We start from the raw sequence: 24,977 nt of genomic DNA, 5'->3' as shown, positions 1-24,977 counted from the left end.
TGACCCGCAGCCTCCCTCCAGAACACTGAATTTTGAATACGCTCATCTTCATGCCGTTCTGGAGGGCCATGCCGATCCTGATGCGGGCTATCGCCTGCAGTATTACTTTGAACAGTATGAACTGATCGACGAATACCCACTGCGAGACCCGGCCTCCGGCCTGCGGGTCGATGTGGATCAGGGGGTACGTAACCGCCGGCATGACCTGGAAGTGGAATGGCATCGTCAACTGGAGCCCCGGACCCGGGTGGTCTGGGGAGGTGGACTGCGCCAGGACACCGCCCGTTCAACCTATTATTTCAATACGCCCGGCGGCACTGTGGAAAATCGCATCAGCGTCTGTTCGCCAACCTGGAATGGATACCCGCGGAACGCTGGCTGTTGAATCTGGGCGGGATGTATGAGGCCAATGACCTGATCCGGGATGAATTCATGCCGCGGACAGCCCTGATCTTCCTCCCCACCAGTGACCTGAGCCTGCGCCTGGTGGCCTCCCGTGCCATACGCACCCCGAGCCTCATCGAGTCGGAGATTGAGGCCGTCTTCCCCACCCCGATCGGGATTCGGCCCGGCGAAGGCGGTCTGACCTTCATCGCGGATGAGCATATCCGGGCCGAGGTCATCCAATCCCTGGAACTGGGCGGTCACCTGCTGTTTGATCATGGCCGTGGTAGCCTGGACATCAAGGTCTTTCACAACGAGGTGGATCGATTGATCCAGATCCCCCTGGGGCAGATGCCCGCGGACTTCACCGCTGTCATCAGCAATCTGGGCAAACTGACCATCCAGGGAGTGGAGATGCAGGTCGACTACCGGTTCAATTCCCGCTTGCGCCTGAGCGGAGGACTGTCCCTGCTGGGCAGCCGCAGCGCCGGACCGGATACCAGGCTCCATGCAGACTCGGTTCCGGACCATATCTTCAATCTTGCCGGTTACTACACACCCGACGATACCTGGACCCTGTCGTTCCAGTACTACCACCATGCCGATGTGAAATGGCTGGACGATCCAATGGCCGCGCCCCTGGGCGCCGGCGACGGCTTCCTGCGTCTGGGCCTGCGAAGATCCCTGGGAGAGCAGGCGGAGATCGGGTTGTATGTGGATGATCTGCTGGCCAGCGGCTTTACCGGTCGCGGCGATGACAGCACCAGCTGGCCCGCCAACCGCCGCGAGACACGAACCGCCGTATCTCTCCAACTGAACTTCTAAGCGATCAGTCCGGCAAGCCATGAGCCTGCCGGACACGCCTCCCGCATCAATACGGCGGGGTCAGGTGCTCAGGGCAGAGATGGGAACGTGATCCGGGGCATCTCTCCGGTGAGGGCATGGAGAAAGGCCACGATGTCATCCACCACCGGCTGTTCCAACTTGCGGCCCAGCATCTGCTCGCCCATCAACTGCACTGCGTCATGGAGGTTATCCACGCTGCCGTTGTTGAAATAGGGATAGGTCACCGCCACGTTGCGCAATGTAGGGGTACGGAAGGCAAAACGATCACGCTCCTCCCCCGTCACCACGAAACGCCCTTCATCGGTGGAGCCGGGCAACTCGAAACGGTGGAAGCGACTGTCGGAGAAGTTGGCACCCCGGTGACAGGCGATACAACCGTTGTTCACGAAACTCGCCATGCCGCGCTTTTGCTGCTCGGTCATGGCGTTGTCGTCCCCTCGCAGGTACCGGTCAAAGGGCGAGTTCGGCGTGTTCAGGGTACGCTGGAAGCTGGCCAGGGCCTTGGCCACATTCTCCGCGGTCAGCGGATCCGCTTGACCGGGAAAGGCCTCCTTGAAGCGCTCTTGATAGACATCGAATCGTGCCAACTGATCCAGGGCATCATCCAGTTCCATGGCCATCTCGATTTCGGCCTGGATCGGCCCCAGGGCCTGCCCCTCCAGGTCAGGCTCGCGCCCATCCCAGAATTGCGCCTCCAGGAAACCGGAATTGAGGACCGTGGGGGTGTTGCGCTCTCCGACCTGGCCATCGTGCCCCACCGCTCTGGGAATGCGATCGGACCAGCCCAGTGCCGGATTGTGACAGGTGGCGCAACTGATCACCCCGCTGGCGGAGATGCGGGGTTCAAAAAACAGCATCTTGCCCAGTTCCACCTTCTCCGGGGTCAGTGAGTTGTTGGACGGCAGTGGCGGCAAGGCTGGCAGGGGTTCGAAATAACGCTTGTAGCTTTCAAATTCGGCGGCCTGAACACCCCCACTGCCGGCGACACAGACCAGCACCGCCACAGGCAGGGCTTTGCGAAGGGATTGCACAATACGTTTCATGACTTTCTCCCGTTGACTCGCGTCGATGATATTATTTTAGAATAAGTCTAGAAATAGACCTGTTTCCCTTGCCGTGCAACCAAAATCGCCCCTCATGCATCAAAGCCATGAGCCGCATCAAAAAAGCGACCTTCAGCCGGGTCAAGAGAGTTCAAAATGGTTGGCTTGAAATACCCGATCCCACCGGCTTCGGAGATCACGCCCCAGGCGGTCTATGCCCAGCGACGACGCTTCCTGCAACAGGCCGGAGGTCTGCTGCTGGCGGCGGCGGCACCGGGCCTGTCGGCCGCTCCAGCCTGGCAAGCGGGGATGGCCGATGCCGTTCAAAGCCCCTTTTCCACGGACGAGCCGCTGACCGATCACGCCATGGCCACCGGGTACAACAATTTCTTTGAATTCGGCACCGGCAAGGAAGACCCGAAACGGCATGCCCATCGGCTACAGACCCATCCCTGGTCCGTGGTGGTCAGCGGTGAAGTCGACAAACCCGGCCGCCTAGCCCTGGAGGACATCCTCGCACCCCATGGCCTGGAAGAAAGGATCTATCGTCTTCGCTGCGTGGAGGGCTGGTCCATGGTGATCCCCTGGCTCGGTTTTCCCCTGGGTGATCTGCTCAAACGCTTTGAGCCCACTTCCCGCGCCAGGTATGTGGTGTTTGAAACCCTGCACGATCCCGAACAGATGCCCGGTCAGCGCAGTCGCATCCTGGACTGGCCCTACCGTGAAGGTCTTCGCATCGATGAAGCCATGCATCCGCTGACCTTGCTGGCCGTGGGCATGTACGGAGAGATACTGCCCAATCAGAACGGTGCCCCACTGCGGCTGGTGGTGCCTTGGAAATACGGTTTCAAGAGCATCAAGTCCATCGTCGGCATTCACCTGCAAGAGGATCAACCCGTCAGTTCCTGGACCGCCCGGCAACCGTCCGAGTATGGTTTTTATGCCAACGTGAACCCGGAAGTCCGCCATCCGCGCTGGCGGCAAGCCACGGAACGACGCATCGGTGAAAGCGGGCGATGTCGTACGGAGTTGTTCAACGGCTATGGGGAACTGGTGGCGGATCTCTACGCCGGCATGGACCTGCGCCGCCATTTCTGATGGGGTCGGCCTCACCGCGATTCATCCGGGGATTCAGGGTGATCCTGTTCATTGGCGCCGCCCTGCCCCTGTCATGGCTCGGCATTGCCTGGCAGACCGGCATGCTGGGGGTGGTGCCGGAAGAGCGACTGCTGCATGAACTGGGGCGCTGGGGACTGTACCTGCTCCTGGCAACCCTGGCCCTGGGACCCGCCTTCCGGCTGACCGGTTGGCCGGGCTTCCCGGCGGTGCGCCGGGCCATGGGGTTATGGGCCTTTACCTACCTGCTGCTGCATGTCCTGGTCTGGGTGGTGATGATCCAGGGCGGGTCATGGTCTTTCATGGTCGCCGAAGTTCTGGCGCTCAGACACCTTCAGACGGGGCTGATTGCCTGGGTGATGCTGGTGCCGCTGGTGCTGACCTCGGTGAACAGGGCCAGGGAACGACTGGGTCGGGTACGCTGGCAGTGGCTGCATCGTCTGGCCTATGTCTCGGCGGCGGGCGGCATCCTGCATTACTGGATGGTATCCCGGGTGATCGAGACGGAGGTCATCGTGCTGGGACTGCTATTCACCACCCTGGTCCTGTTCAGGTTGGTGGAGCGATGGGGTTTCTCATCCCCTGAAAAATGATGAATTTAAGGTCTCCAGGATCAGTCCGGCAACACTCTGCGTGCCCGCACCAGACTGCGGTACCAGTCCCGACGCGGGCTGGGCACCACTGGTGGCCGCAGGCTCAACAGACTGATGCGGGGCATCTCGTCCAGGTGGCTCTGGGAGATCATGCTCAACACCTGGGGACGGGCGCCGTAGGTCTCGATGAGAAAGTCCCGGGCGGCATCCGTCAGCCTCACCCGATAGTGTTTCACCAGAGCCAGGGCCAGGCGCTCCGCGGCTCGACTCATGTCCTGCTCCACCTCCAGGGCCATGGCCTCGCCCAGGATGCGTTTTTCCTGGGCACTCATGCCCGGCTCCAGGCTGCCCAGGTAGCTGGCCTGGGTCGCCCCCACCCCCCGCTGTACCTCGGGACGGGACAGGCCGATATGGGGTTCCAGGGCCAGGGCCACTTCCACCGCCAACTGCCTGGCCCCGTCCAGGGTCAGGGGACGGCGACGACCGTCACGACGGGTGAAGAAGCGTCGCCCGCGTTTTTCCAGATGCTCGCCGTGCAGATACCTCACCAGATGCTGGCAGACCGACTCGCGGGCATCCTCCTCCAGGCTGACCACCTTTTCCACGATACGAAGCCCGCGACGGCCAGGTCCCACCCGCAGCTGCTCGGAGGCATCCAGATCCCGGGAAGTGAGCGCCTCCCAGGCTTCCGATGTCCGGAGCAGCTCCGCATGGACACGTCCCACTTCCTGAAACGCCTCGTGGGCGGTGCGATACAGGCGCAGGGCCGTGGCCAGGTTTTCCGCCAGGCGACGAAGATCTCCCCGGGACTGGGCGTCGGGCTGATCCTCCCGCAGGCCCCTGCACAGGTCATCCAGCAGCGTGGCCAGTTCATCCAGTGCCAGCACCACCCGCTCCACCAACAGGTGGGACGACAGCCCCTCGGGCACTTCCTCGTAGGCCAAAAGGTCCACCTCCACCAGCCAGGAAGCCAGGGCACGAATCCGGTTACTGGCGGCTGCCTGGGCAATACGGTAACGGCTGCGCGCCGCCTCCATCTGATCCAGCGCCCCGGCCAACCGCCATTTGCCGGTATAACTGAACATGAGCATGGGAATCTCGCGCCCATTGACCAGTTCAAAGGCCAGTACCAGCATGGCTTCCACGTCGGTAGTGGTCATGAGCAGGGGGTTGTCCTGCTCAATGGCGGCCATCACCCGTTCCAGAAAGAACTCGTCCCGGGGTACGCCCAGCTGCAGCTTGGGCGCCCTGCCCAGGTAGCGCTCCCGCAGGATGCCCGCGGCCACGGGCGCGATCTGCCGCAGATCCGCGACGATATGCTCGAATTCCTCGCCCCTTTCCTGATGGATGTCACGGATGCGGGAATACAGACCGGCCCGCCGGAAGGTGTCGATCTGCGCCAGCCAGCGCCCCAGCGCCGGATTGCCGGTCAGTTCTTCGCAGGCAAAGGCCACCCCTTCCGGTGAAAGATCCACCCGCTGCAGCAGTTGCACGGCGGCCTCGCGACGACGCACCTCGGGATCCAGTCCCTCCATGGCCAGGTCCCGCACCGCCAGGATCAGATCTCCCAGCTTGTCGATGGCCTCTATGACATCGGCCTGTGCCTGCTCCTTGGCGGTGCCGTGAACGCTGTCGTAAACGATCTTGGCGATCAGGCCGATGAGGCCGGAGAGAACGGTGAAGCTGACGAAATAAGTCACCAGCTCAATGGAAGGAGGACGGCCATAGCCGATGTAATAGCCACCGGACAGACCCAGCACGGTCACCGGGCCTGCCGTCCATGCGATGTTCAACAGGTTGCGGGAGACGCGCGTCCGCTTGACGGCCCTGGACCAGCGCTCGTAACGCTCATCATCCCGCCGCCCCAGGGAAACGGTATTTTCCCGGGGCCGAGCGGATCGTTGAATGAATCTGAACCAGTTCACTTCCCGACCGATGCTTGTTGAGGGCGGCACCCCGTACCGCCCTCATGACTTGAAAATTCAAGGATAAGACCATTCTGAACCCGTCATGCCCGCACAAGCGGGAATCCAGACACAGACTACTGGAAATTCCGGACTCCCGCTTCCGCGGGAGTGACGGCAGCGGAGCCGGAGTGGCGGTAGAAGACTGGTTCAGTGTTTCCTGAAGGACATCGACCGGTGTGTGGCCTGATTCCTACACTCAGATGCCGCGACTGCAGACATTCCCCAGCAGATACTCCCGGAAGTCATCCTTGAGCTCCGGGTGCTTCAGGGCGTATTCCACGGTGGCCTGCAGATAGCCGAGCTTGCTGCCGCAATCATAACGGGTACCGTTGAATCGATGGGCCAGTACCTGCTGCTCGGCCAGCAGATCGGAGATGGCATCGGTGAGCTGGATCTCTCCACCGGCACCTTTCTGGGTGTTTTCCAGCAACTCGAAGATACGGGGGGTGAGAATGTAACGCCCCACCACGGCCATGTTGGAGGGAGCCACCTCCGGTGCCGGTTTCTCCACGATGCCCGTGACGTCCCAGAGGCGGTCGGCAATCGGCTCCGGCGTGACCACACCGTACTTATTCGTCTCGCTGGGCGGCACCTCTTCCACGCCCAAAATACTGGAACCATACTGTTCGTAGACTTCCACCATCTGTTTGAGCGCCCCTTTCCCCGCACCGTCAATGAGGTCGTCGGCCAGGATGACGGCAAAGGGCTCATCGCCCACCACCGGGCGGGCACAGCCCACCGCATGCCCCAGGCCCAGGGCCTCCGCCTGGCGGATGTAGACGCAGGTCACGCCGGCGGGCAGGATATTGCGGACGATCTCCAGCATCTTTTCCTTGCCGCGCTCTTCCAGCTCCGTTTCAAGCTCATAGGCCTTGTCGAAATGATCGGGGATGGAGCGCTTGTTGCGCCCGGTGACGAATACCAGCACGTCGATGCCCGCCTCCACCGCCTCCTCGGCGGCGTACTGGATCAAGGGCTTGTCCACCACGGGCAACATTTCCTTGGGGTTGGCCTTGGTGGCGGGCAGGAAGCGAGTGCCCATCCCAGCCACGGGAAAAACTGCCTTCCTTATCTTCTTTTGCATAAGCACGTCTTCGTTGGTCGGATTGTGTGGATTCGGTCCCAGGATCAGTCAGTATAGGCCGATGAGATGACACAAAACAGACACGGGGCGGTGTTGGCCGCCCCGTGTCTGGTGTGTCCCGTCAGATGCGGGACTGATCGCCCCTCGCGGGCCGGATCAATCCCGTGGCGTGTGGCTGCCCAGTTCGATCCGGTCCAGATTCTGCTCGACGGTCCGTGGGCCGATGCCGGGCACTTGTGTCAACTGGTGAACGGAAGTGAAGGGACCGTGCTGCTCGCGATGAGCAACGATCGCCTCGGCCCGGGACAGGCCCACACCGGTCAGGGCGCGGGACAGGGACTGGGCATCCGCCTCGTTGACATTCACCGGGCCGGTCGCAAAGGCACCGGGGGCGGTGAACAGCAGGGAAAAAAAGACGATCAGGGACGTCAGACGTTTCATACCGTTGCCTCCTTGAGGATTTCCTTGGCATTCCTTGGTTGAACGCGGGTCGCGTGTTCCTGCAATCCGTTGTACCCGCGCCGTCACTATCGCCCAAATCCCCCTCTGATTCAAGCCAGGGCGTCAGCGATCTCCCGGTTGACCGCCGTCAGCACGGCGCCGGGATCCTGGGCCTGAGTCACGGGACGACCGATGACCAGATGGCTGGATCCAAGCCCCATCGCCGCTCCGGGTGTCATCACCCGCTTCTGGTCACCCAGTGCCGCGTCCGCCGGGCGGATCCCCGGGGTCACTCGCAGGAAGCCTTCGCCAAAGGCCGTCCTGAATGCGCCGGCTTCGTGGGCGGAACAGACCACCCCATCCAGGCCCGCCTCGTGGGTCAGGGTCGCCAGGTAGTGCGCCTGCTCGGCCACCGTACGGGTCACGCCGCAACCGGCCAGATCGCCATCATCCATTGAGGTCAGTACGGTCACGGCGATCAGCAGCGGGCGCTGCCCCGAAGTGGCCACGGATTCCAGGGCTTCCCGCGCCGTCTCCATCATGGGACGACCGCCGCTGGCATGGACATTGACCATCCAGACCCCAAGACGCGCGGCGGCCCGGCAGGCTCCGGCCACGGTATTAGGGATATCATGGAACTTGAGATCCAGAAAGACCTGAAAACCCAGGGCATGCAGACGCTCGATCAAGGCCGGTCCGGCACTGACAAACAGTTCGAACCCCACTTTCAGACGACACTGCGAAGGGTTCAGCCGGGACGCCAGGCTCAGCGCGGCATCGGCATCGGGAAAATCCAGGGCCACGATGACCCGCGGGCCGGAGGAAATCAGGGACATGATCTTGGCAAACCTCGTAATGGGGAACGGGAGACGACACAGGACGGCGAGACCGTCGTGCTCAGGGGGGCGTCAGACAGGTTTCCGGACGCTGGTCAATCAAACTGTCAACGGGACGGATGGTGGCCCAGCCCTGGCAGCTGGGACAATGCCAGAAATGGGTGCGGGACTGAAATCCGCATTGCGTACAGATGTTGCAGACATGACCCTCCAGATACCGATCCAGCATCCCGATGGCCGCCGACAGCGCATCCGCAGTCGCCGCGTTGCGCTGCGCCTTGAGACGAAGATAGACCGGCAACAGCTTCAGGGAGACTTTGTCCCGGACCATCTCCTCCCGCAGCAGCGTATCCAGGTCATCCAGCCGCCCCCGGGCTTCCAGGGCCAGGGCCAGAGCCAGCGAAGTGGCCTCGGAGGGATGCTGTTCACGCAACTCCGTCAGCAGGGATTCCAGGCCCCGGGCATCTTCCAGGCGGGTAAAGGCGTCCTGGATACGGGGAAGTACCAGGGAGATGAATCCCGCATCCCGGCGCATCACGCGACTATAGTGCTCCACCGCCAGCCGGGGATTGGCATCATCCAGGGCCAGGTCACCCATGAGGATACCGGCGCGGGCACAATCCTGATCAAAACTCAGGGCCTTGCGGGCATGCCGGCCCGCGTCCGGGGCGTCGCCCTTCGATCGCGCCATTTCGCCCAGTTCGCAATGGTACTGGGCGATACGGCGGTTCTGCGGCTCAGTGGAAAATTCACACAACTGTTCGCTGGCCCAGATGGCATTGGCCCAATCCCGTTCGCGCTCATACAGGGCACGCAGGCGCCGGTAGGCATCCGCCTGGAGAAAGCCCAGCTGGATGAGTTCCTTGAACAGGGATTCGGCCTGATCCAGCAGACCGGCCTTCATGTAGTCGCGCCCCAGCTCCATCAGGGCATTGGCGCGCTGTGCCGGATCCAGGTTTTCCCGCTCCACCAGATTCTGATGGATACGGATCGCCCGGTCGACCTCGCCTCGGCGACGAAACAGACTGCCGAGGATCAGATGAGTCTCCACCGTGTCCGGATCCACGTCCACCATGTCGATGAACACTTCCAGGGCACGGTCCGACTGTTCGGTCAGGAGATAGTTGAGACCCTTGATGTAATGACTGGAAAAGGTAACGGCCCGCTCGGGCTCGACATCATGCCGAGCCGTACGACGGGCCGCCAGCCACCCCGAGGCTGCCGCTACCGGCAGCAGCAGCCACAGGAGTTCCATCATGAAAATTAAACCTTGCTGTTGCTGGGCAGTGCGCGCAGTCTGGCAATTTCATCCTCGGCCCGCTTGCAGCGCTTGCGCAGCAGGCGTGCATCACGGCCGCGGCGCATCACCAGGCCGCTGCAAGCCAGACCCCCGAGAATGGTCCCCAGCAGCATGCTGACGAAGACTACGATGGACAGCGGCACCTGGAAACTTTCCAGGTACAGGTGCACATCCACCTCCCCTGCATTAAGAATCGTGAAACTGGCCCCAAGAACAACGGCCAGGATGAGAACCAACGGAAGAATGACTCGACTCATGGGCTGCTTTCCCGATTGTGGACATTAGTGTGTTGCCACGTCAGCGGATCCCGGCCTTTTCCGGCTCATTGACCCGCTCCCGCAATTCCTTGCCAGGCTTGAAGTGAGGCACGTATTTCCCCGGCAGAGACACGGTCTCACCCGTCTTGGGGTTGCGCCCTACCCGCGGCGGCCGGAAATGCAGCGAGAAACTGCCGAAACCGCGAATCTCGATCCGGTCTCCGGTGGCCAGTGCCTGGCTCATCTGTTCGAGCAATGTCTTGACCGACAGCTCGACATCTTTGTACGCGAGATGGCTCTGCTTGCGAGCTAGTATATCGATGAGTTCCGATTTCGTCATCGTCCTGCCTTTTGCATGTTACACGACCATGACTCCCGACACGCAAACATCCCCGGATGGGTTGCATCCGGGGATGATTGAGCGAGCCTTACTTCTTCTCGGAGTCGCCGCTACCGGCCAGCTGTTCCTTCAGCAGCGCACCCAGGGAGGTGGTGGCCGCGGAAGAACCGCTGTAATCCTGCATCACTTCGGCTTCTTCGTCGCTTTCCTTGGCCTTGATGGACAGGGTCACGGTGCGGTTCTTGCGATCCACGCCCACGAACTTGGCTTCCACCGCATCACCGACGTTCAGCACGGAGCGGGCGTCCTCGACGCGATCCCGGGACAGTTCGGAGGCGCGCAGGATGCCGTCGACGCCATCACCCAGCTCCACCACGGCAGCCTTGGCGTCCACTTCCCGGACCACACCCTTGACGATGCTGCCCTTGGCGTTTTCGGCCACGAAGTTGGAGAAGGGATCCTTGTCCAGCTGCTTGAGACCCAGGGAGATGCGCTCACGCTCGGGGTCAACGGACAGCACCACGGCCTCGATTTCCTCGCCCTTGCGGAAGTTACGCACGGCTTCCTCGCCGGGCATGTTCCAGGACAGGTCGGACAGGTGAACCAGGCCGTCGATGCCACCGTCCAGGCCCACGAAGATGCCGAAGTCGGTGATGGACTTGATCACGCCGGAAACCTTCTCGCCCTTGTTGTGCATGGCGGCGAACTCGTCCCAGGGGTTGGGCTGGCACTGCTTCATGCCCAGGGAGATGCGACGACGCTCCTCGTCGATGTCGAGGATCATCACTTCCACTTCCTCGCCCACCACCACGACCTTGGCGGGGTTCACGTTCTTGTTGGTCCAGTCCATCTCGGAGACGTGCACCAGACCTTCGACGCCGTCTTCCACTTCCACGAAGCAGCCGTAGTCGGTGATGTTGGTGATCTTGCCGAACAGACGGGTGCCCACCGGATAACGGCGGGTGATGTTTTCCCACGGATCTTCGCCCAGCTGCTTCAGGCCCAGGGAGACGCGGTTGCGCTCGCGGTCGAACTTGAGGACCTTGACCTGGATCTCGTCACCGATGTTGACCACTTCGGAGGGGTGCTTGACCCGCTTCCAGGCCATGTCGGTGATGTGCAGCAGGCCGTCGATACCGCCCAGATCCAGGAACGCACCGTAGTCGGTGAGGTTCTTGACGATACCGTTGAGGACCATGCCTTCCTGCAGGTTCTTGAGCAGGGCTTCGCGCTCGGCGCTGTATTCCTTCTCCACCACGGCGCGGCGGGACACCACCACGTTGTTGCGGCGACGGTCCAGCTTGATGAGCTTGAACTCCAGTTCCTTGCCTTCCAGGTAGGCGGTGTCGCGCACGGGGCGGACATCCACCAGGGAGCCCGGCAGGAAGGCGCGGATGTCGCCCAGTTCCACAGTGAAGCCGCCCTTGACCTTGCCGCTGATCATGCCGGCGATGGTCTCGTCCTTCTCCATGGCTTCTTCGAGGCGTTCCCAGGCCTTGGCACGCTTGGCCTTCTCGCGGGACATGCGGGTCTCGCCGAAGCCGTCTTCGGGGGACTCCAGGGCCACTTCCACCAGATCGCCGATCTGGATTTCCAGCTCACCCTTTTCGTTGTAGAACTGCTCGATGGGGATGACGCCCTCGGACTTGAGGCCGGCATTGACCACCACCATGTCATTGGTGATGTTGATGACAGTGCCGTTCAAGATGGAGCCGGGCCGCATCTCGATGGAGGACAAGCTCTCTTCGAGCAGTTGCGCGAAACTTTCAGTCATGGGTTGGTTGAACCTGCAAAATAGTATTGGGGCCTGCACTATCCGGTTGCAGACCGGTTATTCAAAAAGGATCCCGGGCTTGCCTGCCCCGGACCATACGATCATTGCACTGCCATCAGACCGCGTTTCTCCGCCAATGCGAGGATCTCGTTCAAAACCGCGTCGATGCTCATGTGGGTGGAGTTCACCTCAATGGCATCTTCCGCGGGCCTGAGCGGGGCCACGGCCCGCTCCGCATCGCGACGATCACGTTCGGCCAGCTCTTCTATGAGGGCTGGCAGGTTAGCATTAAGGCCCTGCTCCTTCAACTGCAGGTAGCGACGCCGGGCCCTCTCTTCCGTGTCCGCGGTCAGGAAAACCTTCAATGGCGCATCGGGAAAGACCACAGTGCCCATATCCCGGCCATCGGCCACCAGCCCCGGGGCACTGCGAAAATCCCGCTGCCGATCCAGCAGGGCCTGCCGGACTTCGGGAATGGCGGCCACTTTCGAAGCGGCATCGCCACAGGCCTCGGTACGCAACTCGCCGCCCACCCGATCGCCATCCAGGCGAACCGTGGGGGCACCGGTCTCATCCAGTTCAAAGCACACATCCAGATGACGGGCCAGTTCGGACACTCGCGCCACGTCGTCCAGCGCCATCCCGCGGCGCAGGGCGCCCAGGGCCACCAGACGGTACAAAGCACCGCTGTCGAGGAAGGACCAGCCCAGCCGTTCGGCCAGCAGGCGACTCACCGTTCCCTTGCCGGAACCGCCGGGACCATCCAGGGTAATCACGGGCACGGACATCAGACGCCCTCCTCCATGACATGGATGTTCAGCCCCGCCCCACCGGCAAGCGCGGCAAATCCCGGGAAGGAGGTATTCACGTTGGCGCAGTCCTGGATGCGGATGGAGCCTTGCGCTCGTAGCGCCGCCATGGCAAAGGACATGGCAATGCGATGATCGCCGTGACTCTGCACCACGCCGCCCTGCAGCCGGCCACCCTGAATCACGATGCCGTCCGGCGTGGGTCGCGCCTGGATACCGCAGGCGGCCAGGCCATCGGCCATCACCTGAATCCGGTCGCTTTCCTTGACCCGTAACTCCTCGGCACCGGTGAGCACGGTTTCACCCTCGGCACAGGCGGCCGCCACGAAGATGGCGGGAAATTCGTCGATGGCCAGGGGCACCAGGGCCTCGGGGATACGGATGCCCTTGAGGGGGGCGGCCCGCACTACCAGATCCGCCACCGGCTCGCCACCCACTTCACGGGGATTTTCCAGGCGGATGTCGGCCCCCATCAGTTGCAGGATGTCGATGATGCCGGTGCGGGTGGGATTGACACCCACATGCTCCAGGGTCAGCTCGGAACCGGGGGCGATGGAGGCCCCCACCAGGAAGAAGGCCGCGGACGAGATATCCGCCGGCACGTCGATGGCAGCGGCGTGCAGACGCCCCCCACCCTGTAGGCAGACCCGCCCCTGGTCGCACGCCACGTCATAGCCGAACCCGGTGAGCATGCGCTCGGTGTGGTCCCGGGTTGGTGCCGGTTCGGTCACACAGGTCCTGCCCCGGGCATAGAGGCCGGCCAGGAGTAGACTGGACTTGACCTGGGCACTGGCCACGGGCATGTCATAGTCAACGCCCTCCAGCGCCCGTCCACCCCGGATGGTCAGGGGGGGGCGGCCCTCGGGGCCGGTGTCGATGCGGGCACCCATGCGTGACAGTGGTTCGGTGACACGACGCATGGGTCGACGGCTCAGGGAGGCATCGCCGGTCAACACGGTATCAAACGGCTGTCCGGCCAGCAGGCCGGCCATCAGGCGCATGGATGTCCCGGAGTTACCCAGGTCCAGGGGGGCGTCGGGGGCCTTCAGACCCTGCAAGCCCACGCCATGGATGGTCACCCGCCCGGCTTCGGGACCGTCGATCCGTACCCCCATGGCGCGAAAGGCCTTGAGGGTGGCCAGGCAGTCCTCTCCCTCCAGAAAACCACTCACCTCGGTGGTGCCTTCCGCCAGCGCGCCCAGCATGATGGAGCGATGAGAGATGGATTTGTCACCGGGAACCCGGCAGCGGCCTTCAAGCCGACCGCCCGGTTCCACCAGGAATTCCAGTGTACTGCCGTGTGTCATCTGATCACCTGCATCCACAAAAAGAACATTCACTCACAGAACCGATCCCGGGCCGCCTTGGCGCGCTGAAAGATCTCCAGCAGCCGCTCACCGTCACCTCGGGACACCGCCTCGGTGATCATGGTCAAATCTTCCTGGTAATGAGCCATCACCGACAGGATGGCCTCCCGGTTGGACAGGCAGATATCCCGCCACATCACCGGATCGCTGGAAGCGATGCGGGTAAAGTCGCGAAAACCGCCGGCCGCATAACGGAAGATCTCGTCCCGCTCACCCATGCGGGCCAGGCTGTCCACCAGGCCGAAGGCCAGCAGGTGAGGCAGATGACTGGTGGCGGCCAGGATTTCGTCATGATGAGCCACGGACATGCTTTCCACCACCGCCCCGGTCTCCTCCCACATGGTACGTACCTTGGCCAGGGCGCCGATATCCGTGGTATCCAGCGGAGTAAGAATCACCCGCCGACCTTGAAACAGGGTCGGGAAGGCCGCTGCCACGCCGCTGCGCTCGGTCCCGGCAATGGGATGACCGGGCACGAAGCCATGGGGCAGTTCACCGAACCCTTCCCGCACCGCGTCCACCACGCTGCCCTTGGCGCTGCCCACATCGGTGAGGGCCGCATCCGGTGCCAGATGGTCACGGATGGCGGCGCAGACGCCGCCCATCGCGCCCAGGGGCACCGCCAGCACCACCATGTCGGCACCGGCCACTGCCTCTGCGGGGTCCAGGCTGTAGCGGTCGATCACGCCCAGTTCCACCGCCTGGCGCAGATGGTCCTCGGAACGGGAGCAGCCTACCACTTCCTCACAGGTACCGGCCCGGCGCAGGGCCAGGGCCAGGGAACCGCCGATGAGGCCGACACCGAAAATGGTCAGACGACGAATCACCGGCCCAGCACCTGATCCAGGGCGTCGATGAAACGCCGGTTTTCATGGGCACGCCCCACCGTCACCCGCAGATGACGGGGCAGACCGTAACCGCCGCCCACGGGACGCACGATCACCCCCTGGTGCAGCAGGGCCTGATACACCGGCCCGGCTTCCCGGCCCATGTCGATGCACAGGAAGTTGCCCACCGAAGGAATGAAATCCAGACCCCGCTCGCGGCAGGCGGCGGTGAGAAAGGCCAGACCTTCCCGGTTCACCCTGACGGACTCACGCACGTGGGCGTCGTCTTCCAGGGCGGCCAGGGCACCGGCCTGGGCCAGGGTGTTGGTATTGAAAGGCTGACGCACCCGATTGAGGATGTCCGACACCTCCGGACTGGACACCGCGTAGCCGATGCGCAGACCCGCCAGGCCGTGGATCTTGGAAAAGGTCCGGGTCACCACCAGGTTGGGGAATTCCGCCAGCCAGCGGGTGGTATCCGGGTATTCGGCTTCTTCCACGTATTCGAAATAGGCCTCGTCCACCACCACCAGGGTCTCCCGGGGCTGAGCGGCGATGAAGGCCTTGAGGGAAGCGCCATCCAGCCAGGTGCCTGTGGGATTGTTGGGGTTGGCGACGAAGATCACCCGGGTATGGGCATCCACCCGCTCCGCCATGGCGGCCAGGTCGTGGCCGTAGGGCATGGCATGATCCACGGGATTGGCCGGGGCGACACGGGCCTCGGCATCCACCGCCTGCACCACCAGCGGATAGACGGCAAAGGCATGGGCGGAGAAGACCGCGTTGCGGCCGGGGGAGAGATAGGCCCGGGCAATGAGTTCCAGCACGTCGTTGGAGCCGTTGCCCAGGGTGATGCAGGCCGGTTCCACCCCCAGCACCTCCCCCAGACGGCGGCGCAGGGCGAAACCGCCGCCATCGGGATACAGGGCCAGCCCCTCCAGCAATCCGCCCAGGGACTGAATGGCACGGGGACTGGGGCCCAGGGGGTTTTCGTTGGAGGCCAGCTTGATGCTCTCGCGGATGCCCAGTTCCCGCTCCAGTTCCTCCACCGGCTTCCCGGGCTGGTAAGGCATCAGGCTCTGAACCCCGGCATTGGCCAGGGCACGGTAATCACAGCTCATGTTGTCTCCGGGGTTGATTCTTGGAAGCCGTCACAAAACTGCCCGAGCGCGGATGGTCACCTCCGATGCAAGGGCCTACAGAACCGCCTTGGGGTAGGAGCCCAGCACCTTGACCAGTTCCGCTTCCTGCTTCAATTCCACCAGGGCCTTGGCCACGTGGGTATCCTGGGCATGACCCTCGATGTCCATGAAGAACACATATTCCCAGTTCACGCAGTGGGAAGGCCGGGATTCGATCCGGGTCAGGCTCACGTCATTATCGGCAAAGGGCGAGAGCAGACCATGGAGGGAACCGGGGCGATTGCGGGCCGATACCAGCAGCGAGGTCTTGTCGTTGCCGGAAGGCCCGCTGGAACGGGGTCCGATCACCAGGAAGCGGGTGGTGTTGTCCGGTGAGTCCTCGATATTGGCCGCCAGCACGTTGAGGCCGTAAAGCTCCGCCGCCGCCTCGCTGGCAATGGCCGCTGCCCCCGGCTCCCGGGACGCACGCCGGGCCGCATCGGCATTGCTGCTCACCGACAGGCGCTCGGCATGGGGCAGACGGGCATCCAGCCACTCCCGGCATTGGGCCAGGGACTGCTGGTGGGAATAGATCCGCTCCACCCGGGACAGCGCGTCGGCCGTGGACAGCAGGTGGTGATGAATTCTCAGCTCCACCTCACCGCAGATGCTCAGGGGAGACTGCATGAAGCGGTCCAGGGTATGGGTCACCACCCCTTCCGTGGAGTTCTCCACCGGCACCACCCCGTAATGGGCACTGCCGGACTCCACTTCACGGAATACCTCGTCGATGGCATTCATGGGGACCGTATTGACCGAATGCCCGAAATGCTTGAGGGCGGCGGCCTGGGTGAAGGTCCCCTCCGGCCCCAGAAAGGCAATGGACAACTGCTGCTCCAGGGCCAGACAGGCGGACATGATCTCCCGGAACAACCGGGCCATCTCCTCGCTGTTCAGGGGGCCGGGATTGGCCGCCTGAATCCGGCGCAATACCTGGGCCTCCCGTTCCGGGCGGTAGAATTCCGCCCGGGCATCGGCGGCCCGCTTGATGCGGGCCACTTCCTGGGCACAGTCGGCCCGTTCGCTGATCAGACGCATGATCTCATCGTCCAGCGCATCAATGCGCCGGCGAATGCCGTCCAGCGTCTCCCCGTCCTGACCACTCATATCTCGATCTGCTCTAGCCGTGGGACCTGTTACAGGACGCGGACCCGCAACACGCCGTCAATGCCCGCGATGGCGCGGGCCGCTTCTTCACCGATCTCGTCTTCCACGTCGATGAGATTGTAGGCAACTCCGGCGCGGGATTCATTCACCATGTGGACGATATTGATGCTGTTCTGCCCCAGCACATGGGAGATCTGCCCCACCATGTCCGGCAAATTGCGGTTGATGACCGCCAGACGGGTCTTGCCCGCCCGAGGCAGCACCACCTCCGGCAGGTTCACGGAATTGCGCACATTGCCGTGCTCCAGGTACTCGCGCAGCTGATCCGCCACCATGACGGCGCAGTTCTCCTCCGCTTCCTGGGTCGAGGCACCCAGGTGCGGCAGGGTGATCACCCCGGCCTTGCCCATCAGGTTGTTGCTGGGGAAATCACACACATAACTGCGCAGCTTGCCTGCTTCCAGGGCCTCGAGCACGGCGGCCTCGTCCACGATGCCCTCGCGGGCAAAATTCAGCACCACGGCACCGTCCCGCATGGAGTGAAGCCGCTCCCGGTTGAGCAGATGACGGGTATGGTCGTTCAGGGGGACATGGAAGGTGACCATGTCGCATCGGGCGATCAGATCGTCCACGCTCAGGGCCTGCTGCACACCGGCATCCAGCTGCCAGGCGGCACGCACGGTGATGTGCGGATCGAAACCGATGACGTTCATGCCCAGGGCGCGCGCGGCATTGGCCACCAGGACACCGATGGCCCCCAGACCCACCACGCCCAGGGTACGGCCGGGCAGTTCAAAACCACTGAACTGTTTCTTGCCGGCTTCCACCTGCTTGTGCAGGGTGGCGTCATCCCCTTCCAGATGGCGGGTGTAGTCCCAGGCCTGGCAGATGTTGCGGGCCGCCAGCAGCATCCCCGCCAGCACCAGTTCCTTCACCGCGTTGGCATTGGCGCCGGGTGCATTGAAAACCGCCACGCCCCGCTCGGTCATGGCATCCAGGGGAATGTTGTTCACGCCGGCACCGGCGCGGCCCACGGCCTTGAGGCTGGCGGGAATCTCCATCTGATGCATGTTGAACGAACGCACCATGACGGCATCGGGCTGGCTGATTTCGGAGGCCACTTCGTAATGCTCGTGGCCGAACCGGTCCAGGCCCCTGGGAGAGATGTTGTTCAGGGTAAGGATCTTGTACATGTCAGGCCTTGCGCTGTTCGAAGTCCACCATGAATTCCACCAGGGCATCGACGCCGGCCTCGGGCATGGCGTTGTAGATGCTGGCACGCATGCCACCCACGGAGCGGTGGCCCTTGAGGGTGGTCAGTCCCGCCTGCTCGGCTTCCTTGAGGAACAGGCCGTCCAGTTCGGGATCTGCCAGGGTGAAGGGCACGTTCATGCGGGAGCGGGCAACCACATCCACCGGGTTGGTGTAGAAGGCGGAGTTGTCGATGGCCTTGTAGAGTTTCTCGGCCTTGCGGCGATTGATCTCCTCCATCACCTTCAGGCCGCCGATCTCCTTGAGCCACTGGAACACCAGGCCGGCCAGGTACCAGGCATAGGTGGGCGGGGTGTTGGACATGGACTCGGCTTCCGCCTGCACCTGGTAGTCGAAGATGCTGGGGGTGGATGCCATGGCGCCGCCCAGCAGGTCGTCACGCACGATCACCAGGGTGAGGCCGGCGGGACCGATGTTCTTCTGGGCGCCGGCGTAGATGAGGCCGAAGCGGGAGACATCCAGGGGACCGGACAGGATGTTGGAGGACATGTCCGCCACCAGGGGTACGTCACCGGATTCGGGGATCCAGTGGAATTCCACCCCGCCGATGGTCTCGTTGGGGGTGTAGTGCAGGTAGGCGGCATCGCTGCCGCGCTGCCAGCTATCAAAGGCCGGGATGGTGGTGAAGTGGCTGTCGGCGGCGGTGGCCACCACGTTCACATCCGCATATTTCCTGGCTTCGGAGATGGCCTTCTTGGACCAGGCACCGGTATTGACATAGTCCACCCGGGTCTTGCCCCGCAACAGGTTCATGGGGATGGCGGCGAACTGACCGGTGGCACCGCCCTGCAGGAACAGCACCTTGTAGTTGGCGGGGATCTGCAACAGATCCCGCAGATCCTGCTCCGCCTGGGCGGCGATGGACACAAAGGCCTTGCCACGGTGACTCATTTCCATCACCGACATACCGGTCCCGTTCCAGTCGAGCATTTCTTCGCGGGCGCGTTCCAGCACCGGCTCGGGCAGCACGGCGGGGCCGGCGCTGAAGTTGTAGACTCGTGTCATGGTTTGCTCCAGGGTTGGATCACAACGGAATGCAGGGTGCCGGCGCCCGGATGGGGCGACACTCACCACGGGAGCGGCCAAGAGCCGCCCCCGTATCAGGTTTTTTGAGTTTTACCAGACTCAGACATCGGCGTACTCGGGGGCGGCCTCATCCTCACCATCACCTTCCCCATTGAGACCTTCCACCCGGGCCAGTTCCACCAGGTTCTCGTCGTCGGCCAGACGGATCAGCCTCACGCCCTGGGTGTTGCGACCCAGCACCGAGATATCGGCCACCGGAGTCCGCACCAGCGTGCCGCCGTTGGTGATGAGCATGACCTCATCCTCGTCGCCTACCAGGGTCGCGCCGACCACGTTGCCGTTGCGGCCGCCGGTCTGGATGGCGATGACTCCCTGACCACCACGACCATGGAGCGGGAAATCCTCCGGTGGGGTGCGCTTGCCGTAACCGTTCTCGGTGGCCACCAGGATGGTGCCCTGATCGACGATAATCAGGGAAATCACCTGCTGCCCTTCGCCCAGCTTCACGCCGCGCACGCCGCTGGCGGTACGCCCCATGGGACGGACGGAATCCTCGTTGAAACGAATGGCCTTGCCGGCGGACGTGAGCAGCATGACGTCCTTTTGGCCGTCGGTGATCTTCACATCCACCAGCCAGTCTCCCTCCCGCAGACCCACGGCGATGATGCCGTTGGAACGGGGTCGGGAGAAATCCACCAGCGAGGTCTTCTTCACCACCCCTTCACTGGTGGCCATGAAGACATAGACATCCTCGCGGTACTCGCGTACCGGCAGGATGGCGTTGATCCGCTCCCCCTCTTCCAGGGGCAACAGGTTGACCATGGGACGGCCCCTGGCGGTACGGCTGCCCAGGGGAAGCTCATAGACCTTGAGCCAGTAGGCCTTGCCGCGACTGGAGAAGCACAGGATGGTGTCGTGGGTGTTGGCGACCACCAGACGATCCACGAAGTCCTCGTCGCGGAAAGTGGTGGCGGTCTTGCCCCGGCCGCCACGGCGCTGGGCACGGTAGGTGCTCAGGGGCTGATACTTGGCATAACCGGCATGGGACAGGGTGACCACCACATCTTCCTCGGTGATCAGGTCCTCCAGGGTCAGGTCGAGCTGGGTACTCAGGATTTCGGTCCGGCGTTCATCGCCATACTGTTCCCGGATCGCCTCCAGTTCCTCGCGAATCACCGTCATCAATCGGTCCGGGCTGCCGAGGATCTCCAGCAGATAATGGATGCGCTCCAGCAGTTCCCGATATTCGGCGACGATCTTGTCCTGCTCCAGACCGGTCAGACGATGCAGACGCAGGTCCAGGATGGCCTGGGCCTGGGCCTCGGAGAGATGATAACCGTCCTCCTTCAGGCCGAGTTCCGGTGCCAGGTCCTCAGGGCGGGAAGCCAGGGCCCCGGCGCGCTCCAGCATGCCGGTCACCACGCCCGGATTCCAGGCCCGGGCCAGCAGTCCTTGCTTGGCCTCGGCCGGGCTGCCGGAGGCCTTGATCAGCGCGATGACTTCGTCGATATTGGCCAGCGCCACCGCCAGGCCTTCCAGTACATGGGCCCGCTCACGGGCCTTGCGCAGCTCATAGATGGTCCGCCGGGTCACCACTTCCCGGCGATGACGCAGGAAGGCCTCCAGGATCTGCTTGAGGTCCAGCAGACGGGGCTGACCATCCACCAGCGCCACCATGTTGATGCCGAACACGTTCTGCATCTGGGTGTGCTGGTAGAGATTGTTGATGATCACCTCGGGGACTTCGCCGCGCTTGAGTTCCACCACCATGCGCATGCCGTCCTTGTCAGACTCGTCCCGCAGCTCGCTGATGCCCTCAAGCTTCTTCTCCTTGACCAGTTCGGCAATGCGCTCCAGCAACCGGGCCTTGTTCACCTGGTAGGGCAGCTCGGTGACGATGATGGACTGACGCCCGGTCCGCTCGTCGGTCTCGATCTCGGTGCGGGCGCGCACATAAATGCGGCCACGGCCGGTGCGGTAGGCCTCGTGGATGCCGCGATCGCCGTTGATGGTGCCGGCGGTGGGGAAATCCGGCCCCGGCAGATGCTCCATCAGCCCGTCGATGCCCAACTCCGGATCATCGATCAGGGCAATGCAGGCATTCACCACCTCGGTAAGGTTATGGGGCGGAATGTTGGTGGCCATGCCCACCGCGATGCCGGCCGAGCCGTTGATCAGCAGGTTGGGCAACTGGGCGGGGAAGACGGAGGGTTCGGACTCGGAGCCGTCGTAGTTGTCGACGAAATCGACGGTTTCCTTGTCGATGTCCGACAGCATTTCATGGGCGATCTTGGCCATGCGGACTTCGGTATATCGCATCGCCGCAGGGGCGTCGCCGTCCACGGAACCGAAGTTGCCCTGCCCGTCCACCAGCATATAGCGCATGGAAAAGGGCTGGGCCATGCGCACGATGGTGTCGTAGACGGCGGAATCACCATGAGGGTGATACTTACCGATCACGTCACCGACCACGCGGGCGGATTTCTTGTAGGGTTTGTTCCAGTCATTACCCAGTTCGCGCATGGCGAAGAGGACGCGGCGGTGTACCGGCTTGAGTCCGTCCCGCACGTCGGGCAGGGCGCGCCCGATGATGACACTCATCGCATAGTCCAGATAGGACTGGCGCATCTCGTCTTCGAGATTGACGGGGAGGATTTCTTTGGCGAATTCGGCCATTCAGTCTCAGGGCGTGATGATGGGCGGAAAAAGGGATCAGAACAAGCGGGCAATCATACCACAACGTCGGAACGGCCAGGGGGCCACCGACCCGTCTGACGCAGGGTTTCGGCAGCGGCTGCCGGACAGGGTCCGGCAACCGCAAGGCCGGTTCAGCGTCCCGACATCAGGGCCAGCATTTTTTCCCGATCCGGCTGTTCCACCACGCCCCGCTCGGTGACGATGGCGTCGATCAGTCCGGCCGGGGTGACGTCAAAGGCCGGGTTCCAGGCCCCTGCCCCATCGGCGGCCACCCGCTTTCCGGCCAGTTCCAGCACTTCCTCGGCCCCGCGCTGCTCGATCGGAATGGCGCTGCCGTCGGCCGCCTCCATGTCGATAGTGGTGGTGGGGGCCACCACCATGAAACGCACCCCATGATGGCGGGCCAGCACGGCCAGACCATAGGTGCCGATCTTGTTGGCGGCATCGCCATTGGCGGCAATGCGGTCCGCGCCCACGATCACCCAACTCACCCGGTCTTCCCGCATCAGGCTGGCGGCCGCGCCCTCGCACAGCAGGCTGACCGGAATGCCGTCCTGCACCAGTTCCCAGGCGGTCAGGCGCGCCCCCTGCAACCAGGGTCGGGTTTCATCGGCAAAGACATGGGGAATCAGGCCCTTGGCATAGGCACTGCGGATGACGCCCAGGGCGGTGCCGTAGCCGCCGGTGGCCAGCGAGCCGGTATTGCAGTGAGTCAGCACGGCCCTGCCGGGGTCGATCAGGGCGGCGCCCAGTTCGCCCATGCGGCGGTTGCCTTCGATGTCGTCGTGATGGATGCGCTCGGCCTCAAGCAGCAGTTCGCCGGTGGGGTCGACACCGTCGGGCAGGCGATCCATGAGCCGACGCATATGGGCCAGGGCCCAGAACAGGTTCACGGCGGTGGGACGAGAGGCCGCCAGGGTGTCCAGGTCCGCCTGCATGGCGTCCCGCCAGTGGGACGGATCACGGGACCAGGCCTGACGGGCGGACAGGACCACCGCATAGGCGGCCGTCACCCCGATGGCCGGGGCGCCGCGCACCACCATGTCGCGAATGGCCACGGCCGCCTCCGGGGCCGTATCCATGTCCAGGTAGACGGATTCGTGGGGAAGGCGCCGCTGATCCAGCAGGCGCAGGTGGGTGCCGGTCCACTGCACGGCACGAATGGAGTCATGGGCGTGTGTGTTCATGGGGCAGGATTGTATGTCCGCCATGATTCCGCCGCCAGTGCGCTGGATCAAGACCGATGTACCGCTTGCCCGCCGTCACGGGGTGAAGTTATCTTTTCCGCCATGAAAAACGTCGAAAAAATGATCTCCGCCCGCTGGATCATCCCGGTGGAACCGGACAATCAGGTCCTGGACCATCACACCCTGGTCATCCACGAGGGCCGCATCCTCGATCTGCTGCCAACCCCCGAGGCGGAACGGCGCTACCAGGCCGATACCCACCGCCGCCTGGACCAGCACGCCCTCATCCCGGGCCTGATCAATGCCCACACCCACTCGCCGATGACCCTGCTGCGGGGGCTGGCCGACGACCTGCCCCTGATGGACTGGCTGCAGAACCATATCTGGCCCGCCGAAGGCCGCTTCGTCGGCGAGGATTTCGTCCACGACGGCAGCCTGCTGGCCGCCGCCGAAATGCTGCGCGGCGGCACCACTTGTTTCAATGACATGTACTTCTTCCCGGAAACCACCGCCCTGGTGGCCTCACAAGTGGGCCTGCGAGCGGCCATCGGCCTCATCGTCATCGATTTTCCCAGCAGCTGGGCCGCCAACGGCGACGAATACATCGCCAAGGGACTGGAAATCTACGATCGCCACAAGGGCAACGCCCTGCTCTCCTTCTGCTTTGCCCCCCATGCCCCCTACACGGTGTCCGACGAGCCCCTGAAGCGGCTGGTCACCCTGGCCGATGAACTGGACCTGCCCATTCACATGCACGTCCATGAAACCGCCCACGAGGTCAACGAGGCGACCGCTCGCTTCGGTGTCCGCCCCCTGGAGCGGCTGGCGGGACTGGGCCTGAGCGGCACCAATCTCATGGCCATTCACATGACCCAGCTGCAGCCGGCGGAGATCACCCACCTGGCCCAGGCCGGCACCCACGTGGTCCACTGCCCCGAATCCAACCTCAAACTGGCCTCCGGTTTCTGCCCGGTTCAGGCCCTGCTGGAGGCGGGCGTCAACGTGGCCCTGGGTACCGACGGCACCGCCAGCAACAACGATCTGGACATGTTCGGCGAGATGCGCACCGCCGCCCTGCTGGCCAAGGGAGTCAGCGGCAACGCGGCGGCCCTGCCCGCCCATACCGCCCTGCGCATGGCCACCCTCAACGGCGCCCGCGCCCTCGGCCTGGCTGATGAGATCGGTTCCCTGGTCCCCGGCAAGCGCGCGGACATCACCGCAGTCTTCATGGATGACCTGGAATGCCGTCCGGTCTATGACCCGGTATCCCATCTGATCTATGCCTGCGGCCGCCACCAGGTCAGTGATGTCTGGGTGGACGGCCGCCCGCTGCTGCGGGACCGGCAGCTCACCACCATTGACGAGGCCGATCTGCACCGGCGCATCGGGATCTGGCAGGAGAAGATCGCCCGGGCGGATCATCAGACCGGCTCCGGATGAGCCACTGTTCGCGGGCAGACCCGCTCCCACCGGGATGGACACCTGGAGGCTTCCGGCTCCAGGTGGATAAAATGTCGCCCCGG

General features: G+C 63.4%; 23 protein-coding genes. 5 read left to right on the top strand and 18 right to left on the bottom strand.

Going from position 1 to position 24,977, the window contains the following annotated elements; all coding sequences use genetic code 11:
* Together ECTPHS_RS15170 and ECTPHS_RS08155 are read left to right on the top strand one after the other, a co-directional pair.
* Positions 1-385 (top strand): hypothetical protein (locus tag ECTPHS_RS15170; protein ID WP_008932250.1); only part of this gene is annotated, 385 nt, incomplete at its 5' end.
* Positions 340-1,209, top strand: coding sequence for a TonB-dependent receptor plug domain-containing protein (locus ECTPHS_RS08155; RefSeq protein WP_371200087.1), 870 nt, complete (start codon positions 340-342; stop codon positions 1,207-1,209). The genes ECTPHS_RS15170 and ECTPHS_RS08155, both read left to right, overlap by 46 nt.
* A 68-nt stretch (positions 1,210-1,277) precedes the next feature.
* Here the strand turns inward: ECTPHS_RS08155 and ECTPHS_RS08150 are convergent, their stop codons facing one another.
* Complete coding sequence (locus ECTPHS_RS08150) at positions 1,278-2,273, bottom strand: cytochrome-c peroxidase (RefSeq protein ID WP_008932248.1); 996 nt, start codon at positions 2,271-2,273, stop codon at positions 1,278-1,280.
* 156 nt (positions 2,274-2,429) lie between these two features.
* Between ECTPHS_RS08150 and msrP the strand changes: the two genes are divergently transcribed.
* Both msrP and ECTPHS_RS08140 read left to right on the top strand, forming a co-directional pair.
* On the top strand, positions 2,430-3,371 hold the full coding sequence (gene msrP / locus ECTPHS_RS08145) for a protein-methionine-sulfoxide reductase catalytic subunit MsrP (protein ID WP_008932247.1): 942 nt from the start codon (positions 2,430-2,432) through the stop codon (positions 3,369-3,371).
* A 38-nt stretch (positions 3,372-3,409) separates the two neighbouring features.
* Complete coding sequence (locus ECTPHS_RS08140; protein WP_168044655.1) at positions 3,410-3,982, top strand: sulfite oxidase heme-binding subunit YedZ; 573 nt, start codon at positions 3,410-3,412, stop codon at positions 3,980-3,982.
* A 20-nt stretch (positions 3,983-4,002) separates the two neighbouring features.
* Here the strand turns inward: ECTPHS_RS08140 and ECTPHS_RS08135 are convergent, their stop codons facing one another.
* The 17 genes from ECTPHS_RS08135 to mtnA form a co-directional block, all read right to left on the bottom strand.
* Positions 4,003-5,907, bottom strand: a complete 1,905-nt coding sequence (locus tag ECTPHS_RS08135; RefSeq protein ID WP_008932245.1) for a hypothetical protein — start codon at positions 5,905-5,907, stop codon at positions 4,003-4,005.
* A 238-nt stretch (positions 5,908-6,145) separates the two neighbouring features.
* The gene (galU, locus tag ECTPHS_RS08130; RefSeq protein WP_040405529.1) at positions 6,146-7,033 is read right to left on the bottom strand and encodes a UTP--glucose-1-phosphate uridylyltransferase GalU; all 888 of its coding nucleotides are present in this window, start codon (positions 7,031-7,033) and stop codon (positions 6,146-6,148) included.
* 156 nt (positions 7,034-7,189) lie between these two features.
* Entirely contained in the window at positions 7,190-7,474 is a 285-nt protein-coding gene (locus ECTPHS_RS08125) for a helix-hairpin-helix domain-containing protein (protein ID WP_008932243.1), read from the bottom strand.
* Positions 7,475-7,584: 110 nt separating this feature from the next.
* Positions 7,585-8,310 (bottom strand): orotidine-5'-phosphate decarboxylase, encoded by a 726-nt coding sequence (pyrF, locus tag ECTPHS_RS08120; RefSeq protein WP_008932242.1) that lies wholly within the window; start codon positions 8,308-8,310, stop codon positions 7,585-7,587.
* Between the two features lie 61 nt (positions 8,311-8,371).
* Positions 8,372-9,568, bottom strand: coding sequence for a lipopolysaccharide assembly protein LapB (lapB, locus tag ECTPHS_RS08115; RefSeq protein ID WP_008932241.1), 1,197 nt, complete (start codon positions 9,566-9,568; stop codon positions 8,372-8,374).
* Between the two features lie 5 nt (positions 9,569-9,573).
* On the bottom strand, positions 9,574-9,867 hold the full coding sequence (locus ECTPHS_RS08110) for a lipopolysaccharide assembly LapA domain-containing protein (protein WP_008932240.1): 294 nt from the start codon (positions 9,865-9,867) through the stop codon (positions 9,574-9,576).
* Positions 9,868-9,907: 40 nt separating this feature from the next.
* Complete coding sequence (locus ECTPHS_RS08105; protein WP_008932239.1) at positions 9,908-10,207, bottom strand: integration host factor subunit beta; 300 nt, start codon at positions 10,205-10,207, stop codon at positions 9,908-9,910.
* Between the two features lie 88 nt (positions 10,208-10,295).
* Positions 10,296-11,981 (bottom strand): 30S ribosomal protein S1, encoded by a 1,686-nt coding sequence (rpsA, locus tag ECTPHS_RS08100; protein WP_008932238.1) that lies wholly within the window; start codon positions 11,979-11,981, stop codon positions 10,296-10,298.
* A 101-nt stretch (positions 11,982-12,082) separates the two neighbouring features.
* Positions 12,083-12,769, bottom strand: coding sequence for a (d)CMP kinase (cmk, locus tag ECTPHS_RS08095; RefSeq protein WP_008932237.1), 687 nt, complete (start codon positions 12,767-12,769; stop codon positions 12,083-12,085).
* On the bottom strand, positions 12,769-14,097 hold the full coding sequence (gene aroA / locus ECTPHS_RS08090; RefSeq protein ID WP_040405550.1) for a 3-phosphoshikimate 1-carboxyvinyltransferase: 1,329 nt from the start codon (positions 14,095-14,097) through the stop codon (positions 12,769-12,771). Before aroA ends, cmk begins: the two co-directional genes overlap by 1 nt.
* Before the next feature lie 29 nt (positions 14,098-14,126).
* A complete protein-coding gene (locus tag ECTPHS_RS08085) occupies positions 14,127-14,984 on the bottom strand; it encodes a prephenate dehydrogenase/arogenate dehydrogenase family protein (RefSeq protein ID WP_008932235.1) in 858 nt (285 codons plus the stop codon).
* Entirely contained in the window at positions 14,981-16,105 is a 1,125-nt protein-coding gene (hisC, locus tag ECTPHS_RS08080; protein ID WP_008932234.1) for a histidinol-phosphate transaminase, read from the bottom strand. The genes ECTPHS_RS08085 and hisC overlap by 4 nt, the downstream gene beginning before the upstream one ends.
* A 75-nt stretch (positions 16,106-16,180) precedes the next feature.
* Positions 16,181-17,272, bottom strand: coding sequence for a prephenate dehydratase (pheA, locus tag ECTPHS_RS08075; protein WP_008932233.1), 1,092 nt, complete (start codon positions 17,270-17,272; stop codon positions 16,181-16,183).
* Positions 17,273-17,301: 29 nt separating this feature from the next.
* Positions 17,302-18,465 (bottom strand): phosphoglycerate dehydrogenase, encoded by a 1,164-nt coding sequence (locus ECTPHS_RS08070; RefSeq protein ID WP_008932232.1) that lies wholly within the window; start codon positions 18,463-18,465, stop codon positions 17,302-17,304.
* A 1-nt stretch (position 18,466) separates the two neighbouring features.
* Positions 18,467-19,549: a 3-phosphoserine/phosphohydroxythreonine transaminase gene (serC, locus tag ECTPHS_RS08065; RefSeq protein WP_008932231.1), complete on the bottom strand. Its 1,083-nt coding sequence runs from the start codon at positions 19,547-19,549 to the stop codon at positions 18,467-18,469.
* Positions 19,550-19,669: 120 nt separating this feature from the next.
* Positions 19,670-22,246 carry a DNA gyrase subunit A gene (gene gyrA, locus ECTPHS_RS08060; RefSeq protein WP_008932230.1) on the bottom strand — a complete coding sequence of 859 codons (2,577 nt, stop codon included), beginning with the start codon at positions 22,244-22,246 and terminating at the stop codon, positions 19,670-19,672.
* A gap of 152 nt (positions 22,247-22,398) precedes the next feature.
* On the bottom strand, positions 22,399-23,454 hold the full coding sequence (mtnA, locus tag ECTPHS_RS08055) for an S-methyl-5-thioribose-1-phosphate isomerase (RefSeq protein WP_008932229.1): 1,056 nt from the start codon (positions 23,452-23,454) through the stop codon (positions 22,399-22,401).
* A gap of 102 nt (positions 23,455-23,556) precedes the next feature.
* Here mtnA and ECTPHS_RS08050 point away from each other — a divergent pair, with 102 nt between their 5' ends.
* A complete protein-coding gene (locus tag ECTPHS_RS08050; RefSeq protein ID WP_040405527.1) occupies positions 23,557-24,894 on the top strand; it encodes a TRZ/ATZ family hydrolase in 1,338 nt (445 codons plus the stop codon).
* Positions 24,895-24,977 lie beyond the last annotated feature (83 nt).

The sequence above is a fragment of the Ectothiorhodospira sp. PHS-1 genome, from assembly GCF_000225005.1.
Classification (GTDB): Bacteria; Pseudomonadota; Gammaproteobacteria; order Ectothiorhodospirales; family Ectothiorhodospiraceae; genus Ectothiorhodospira.
The sequence above is the reverse complement of the archived record's forward strand: the minus strand, read 5'-3'. Positions and strand labels throughout refer to the sequence as shown.

What these genes read in the sequence shown, in the direction of transcription:
- ECTPHS_RS08150 (WP_008932248.1), bottom strand. Translation starts at nt 2,273, where the DNA reads ATGAAACGTATTGTGCAATCCCTTCGCAAAGCCCTGCCTGTGGCGGTG.
- msrP (WP_008932247.1), top strand. Translation starts at nt 2,430, where the DNA reads ATGGTTGGCTTGAAATACCCGATCCCACCGGCTTCGGAGATCACGCCC.
- galU (WP_040405529.1), bottom strand. Translation starts at nt 7,033, where the DNA reads ATGCAAAAGAAGATAAGGAAGGCAGTTTTTCCCGTGGCTGGGATGGGC.
- ECTPHS_RS08125 (WP_008932243.1), bottom strand. Translation starts at nt 7,474, where the DNA reads ATGAAACGTCTGACGTCCCTGATCGTCTTTTTTTCCCTGCTGTTCACC.
- pyrF (WP_008932242.1), bottom strand. Translation starts at nt 8,310, where the DNA reads ATGTCCCTGATTTCCTCCGGCCCGCGGGTCATCGTGGCCCTGGATTTT.
- lapB (WP_008932241.1), bottom strand. Translation starts at nt 9,568, where the DNA reads ATGATGGAACTCCTGTGGCTGCTGCTGCCGGTAGCGGCAGCCTCGGGG.
- ECTPHS_RS08110 (WP_008932240.1), bottom strand. Translation starts at nt 9,867, where the DNA reads ATGAGTCGAGTCATTCTTCCGTTGGTTCTCATCCTGGCCGTTGTTCTT.
- ECTPHS_RS08105 (WP_008932239.1), bottom strand. Translation starts at nt 10,207, where the DNA reads ATGACGAAATCGGAACTCATCGATATACTAGCTCGCAAGCAGAGCCAT.
- rpsA (WP_008932238.1), bottom strand. Translation starts at nt 11,981, where the DNA reads ATGACTGAAAGTTTCGCGCAACTGCTCGAAGAGAGCTTGTCCTCCATC.
- cmk (WP_008932237.1), bottom strand. Translation starts at nt 12,769, where the DNA reads ATGTCCGTGCCCGTGATTACCCTGGATGGTCCCGGCGGTTCCGGCAAG.
- aroA (WP_040405550.1), bottom strand. Translation starts at nt 14,097, where the DNA reads ATGACACACGGCAGTACACTGGAATTCCTGGTGGAACCGGGCGGTCGG.
- hisC (WP_008932234.1), bottom strand. Translation starts at nt 16,105, where the DNA reads ATGAGCTGTGATTACCGTGCCCTGGCCAATGCCGGGGTTCAGAGCCTG.
- pheA (WP_008932233.1), bottom strand. Translation starts at nt 17,272, where the DNA reads ATGAGTGGTCAGGACGGGGAGACGCTGGACGGCATTCGCCGGCGCATT.
- ECTPHS_RS08070 (WP_008932232.1), bottom strand. Translation starts at nt 18,465, where the DNA reads ATGTACAAGATCCTTACCCTGAACAACATCTCTCCCAGGGGCCTGGAC.
- serC (WP_008932231.1), bottom strand. Translation starts at nt 19,549, where the DNA reads ATGACACGAGTCTACAACTTCAGCGCCGGCCCCGCCGTGCTGCCCGAG.
- gyrA (WP_008932230.1), bottom strand. Translation starts at nt 22,246, where the DNA reads ATGGCCGAATTCGCCAAAGAAATCCTCCCCGTCAATCTCGAAGACGAG.
- mtnA (WP_008932229.1), bottom strand. Translation starts at nt 23,454, where the DNA reads ATGAACACACACGCCCATGACTCCATTCGTGCCGTGCAGTGGACCGGC.
- ECTPHS_RS08050 (WP_040405527.1), top strand. Translation starts at nt 23,557, where the DNA reads ATGAAAAACGTCGAAAAAATGATCTCCGCCCGCTGGATCATCCCGGTG.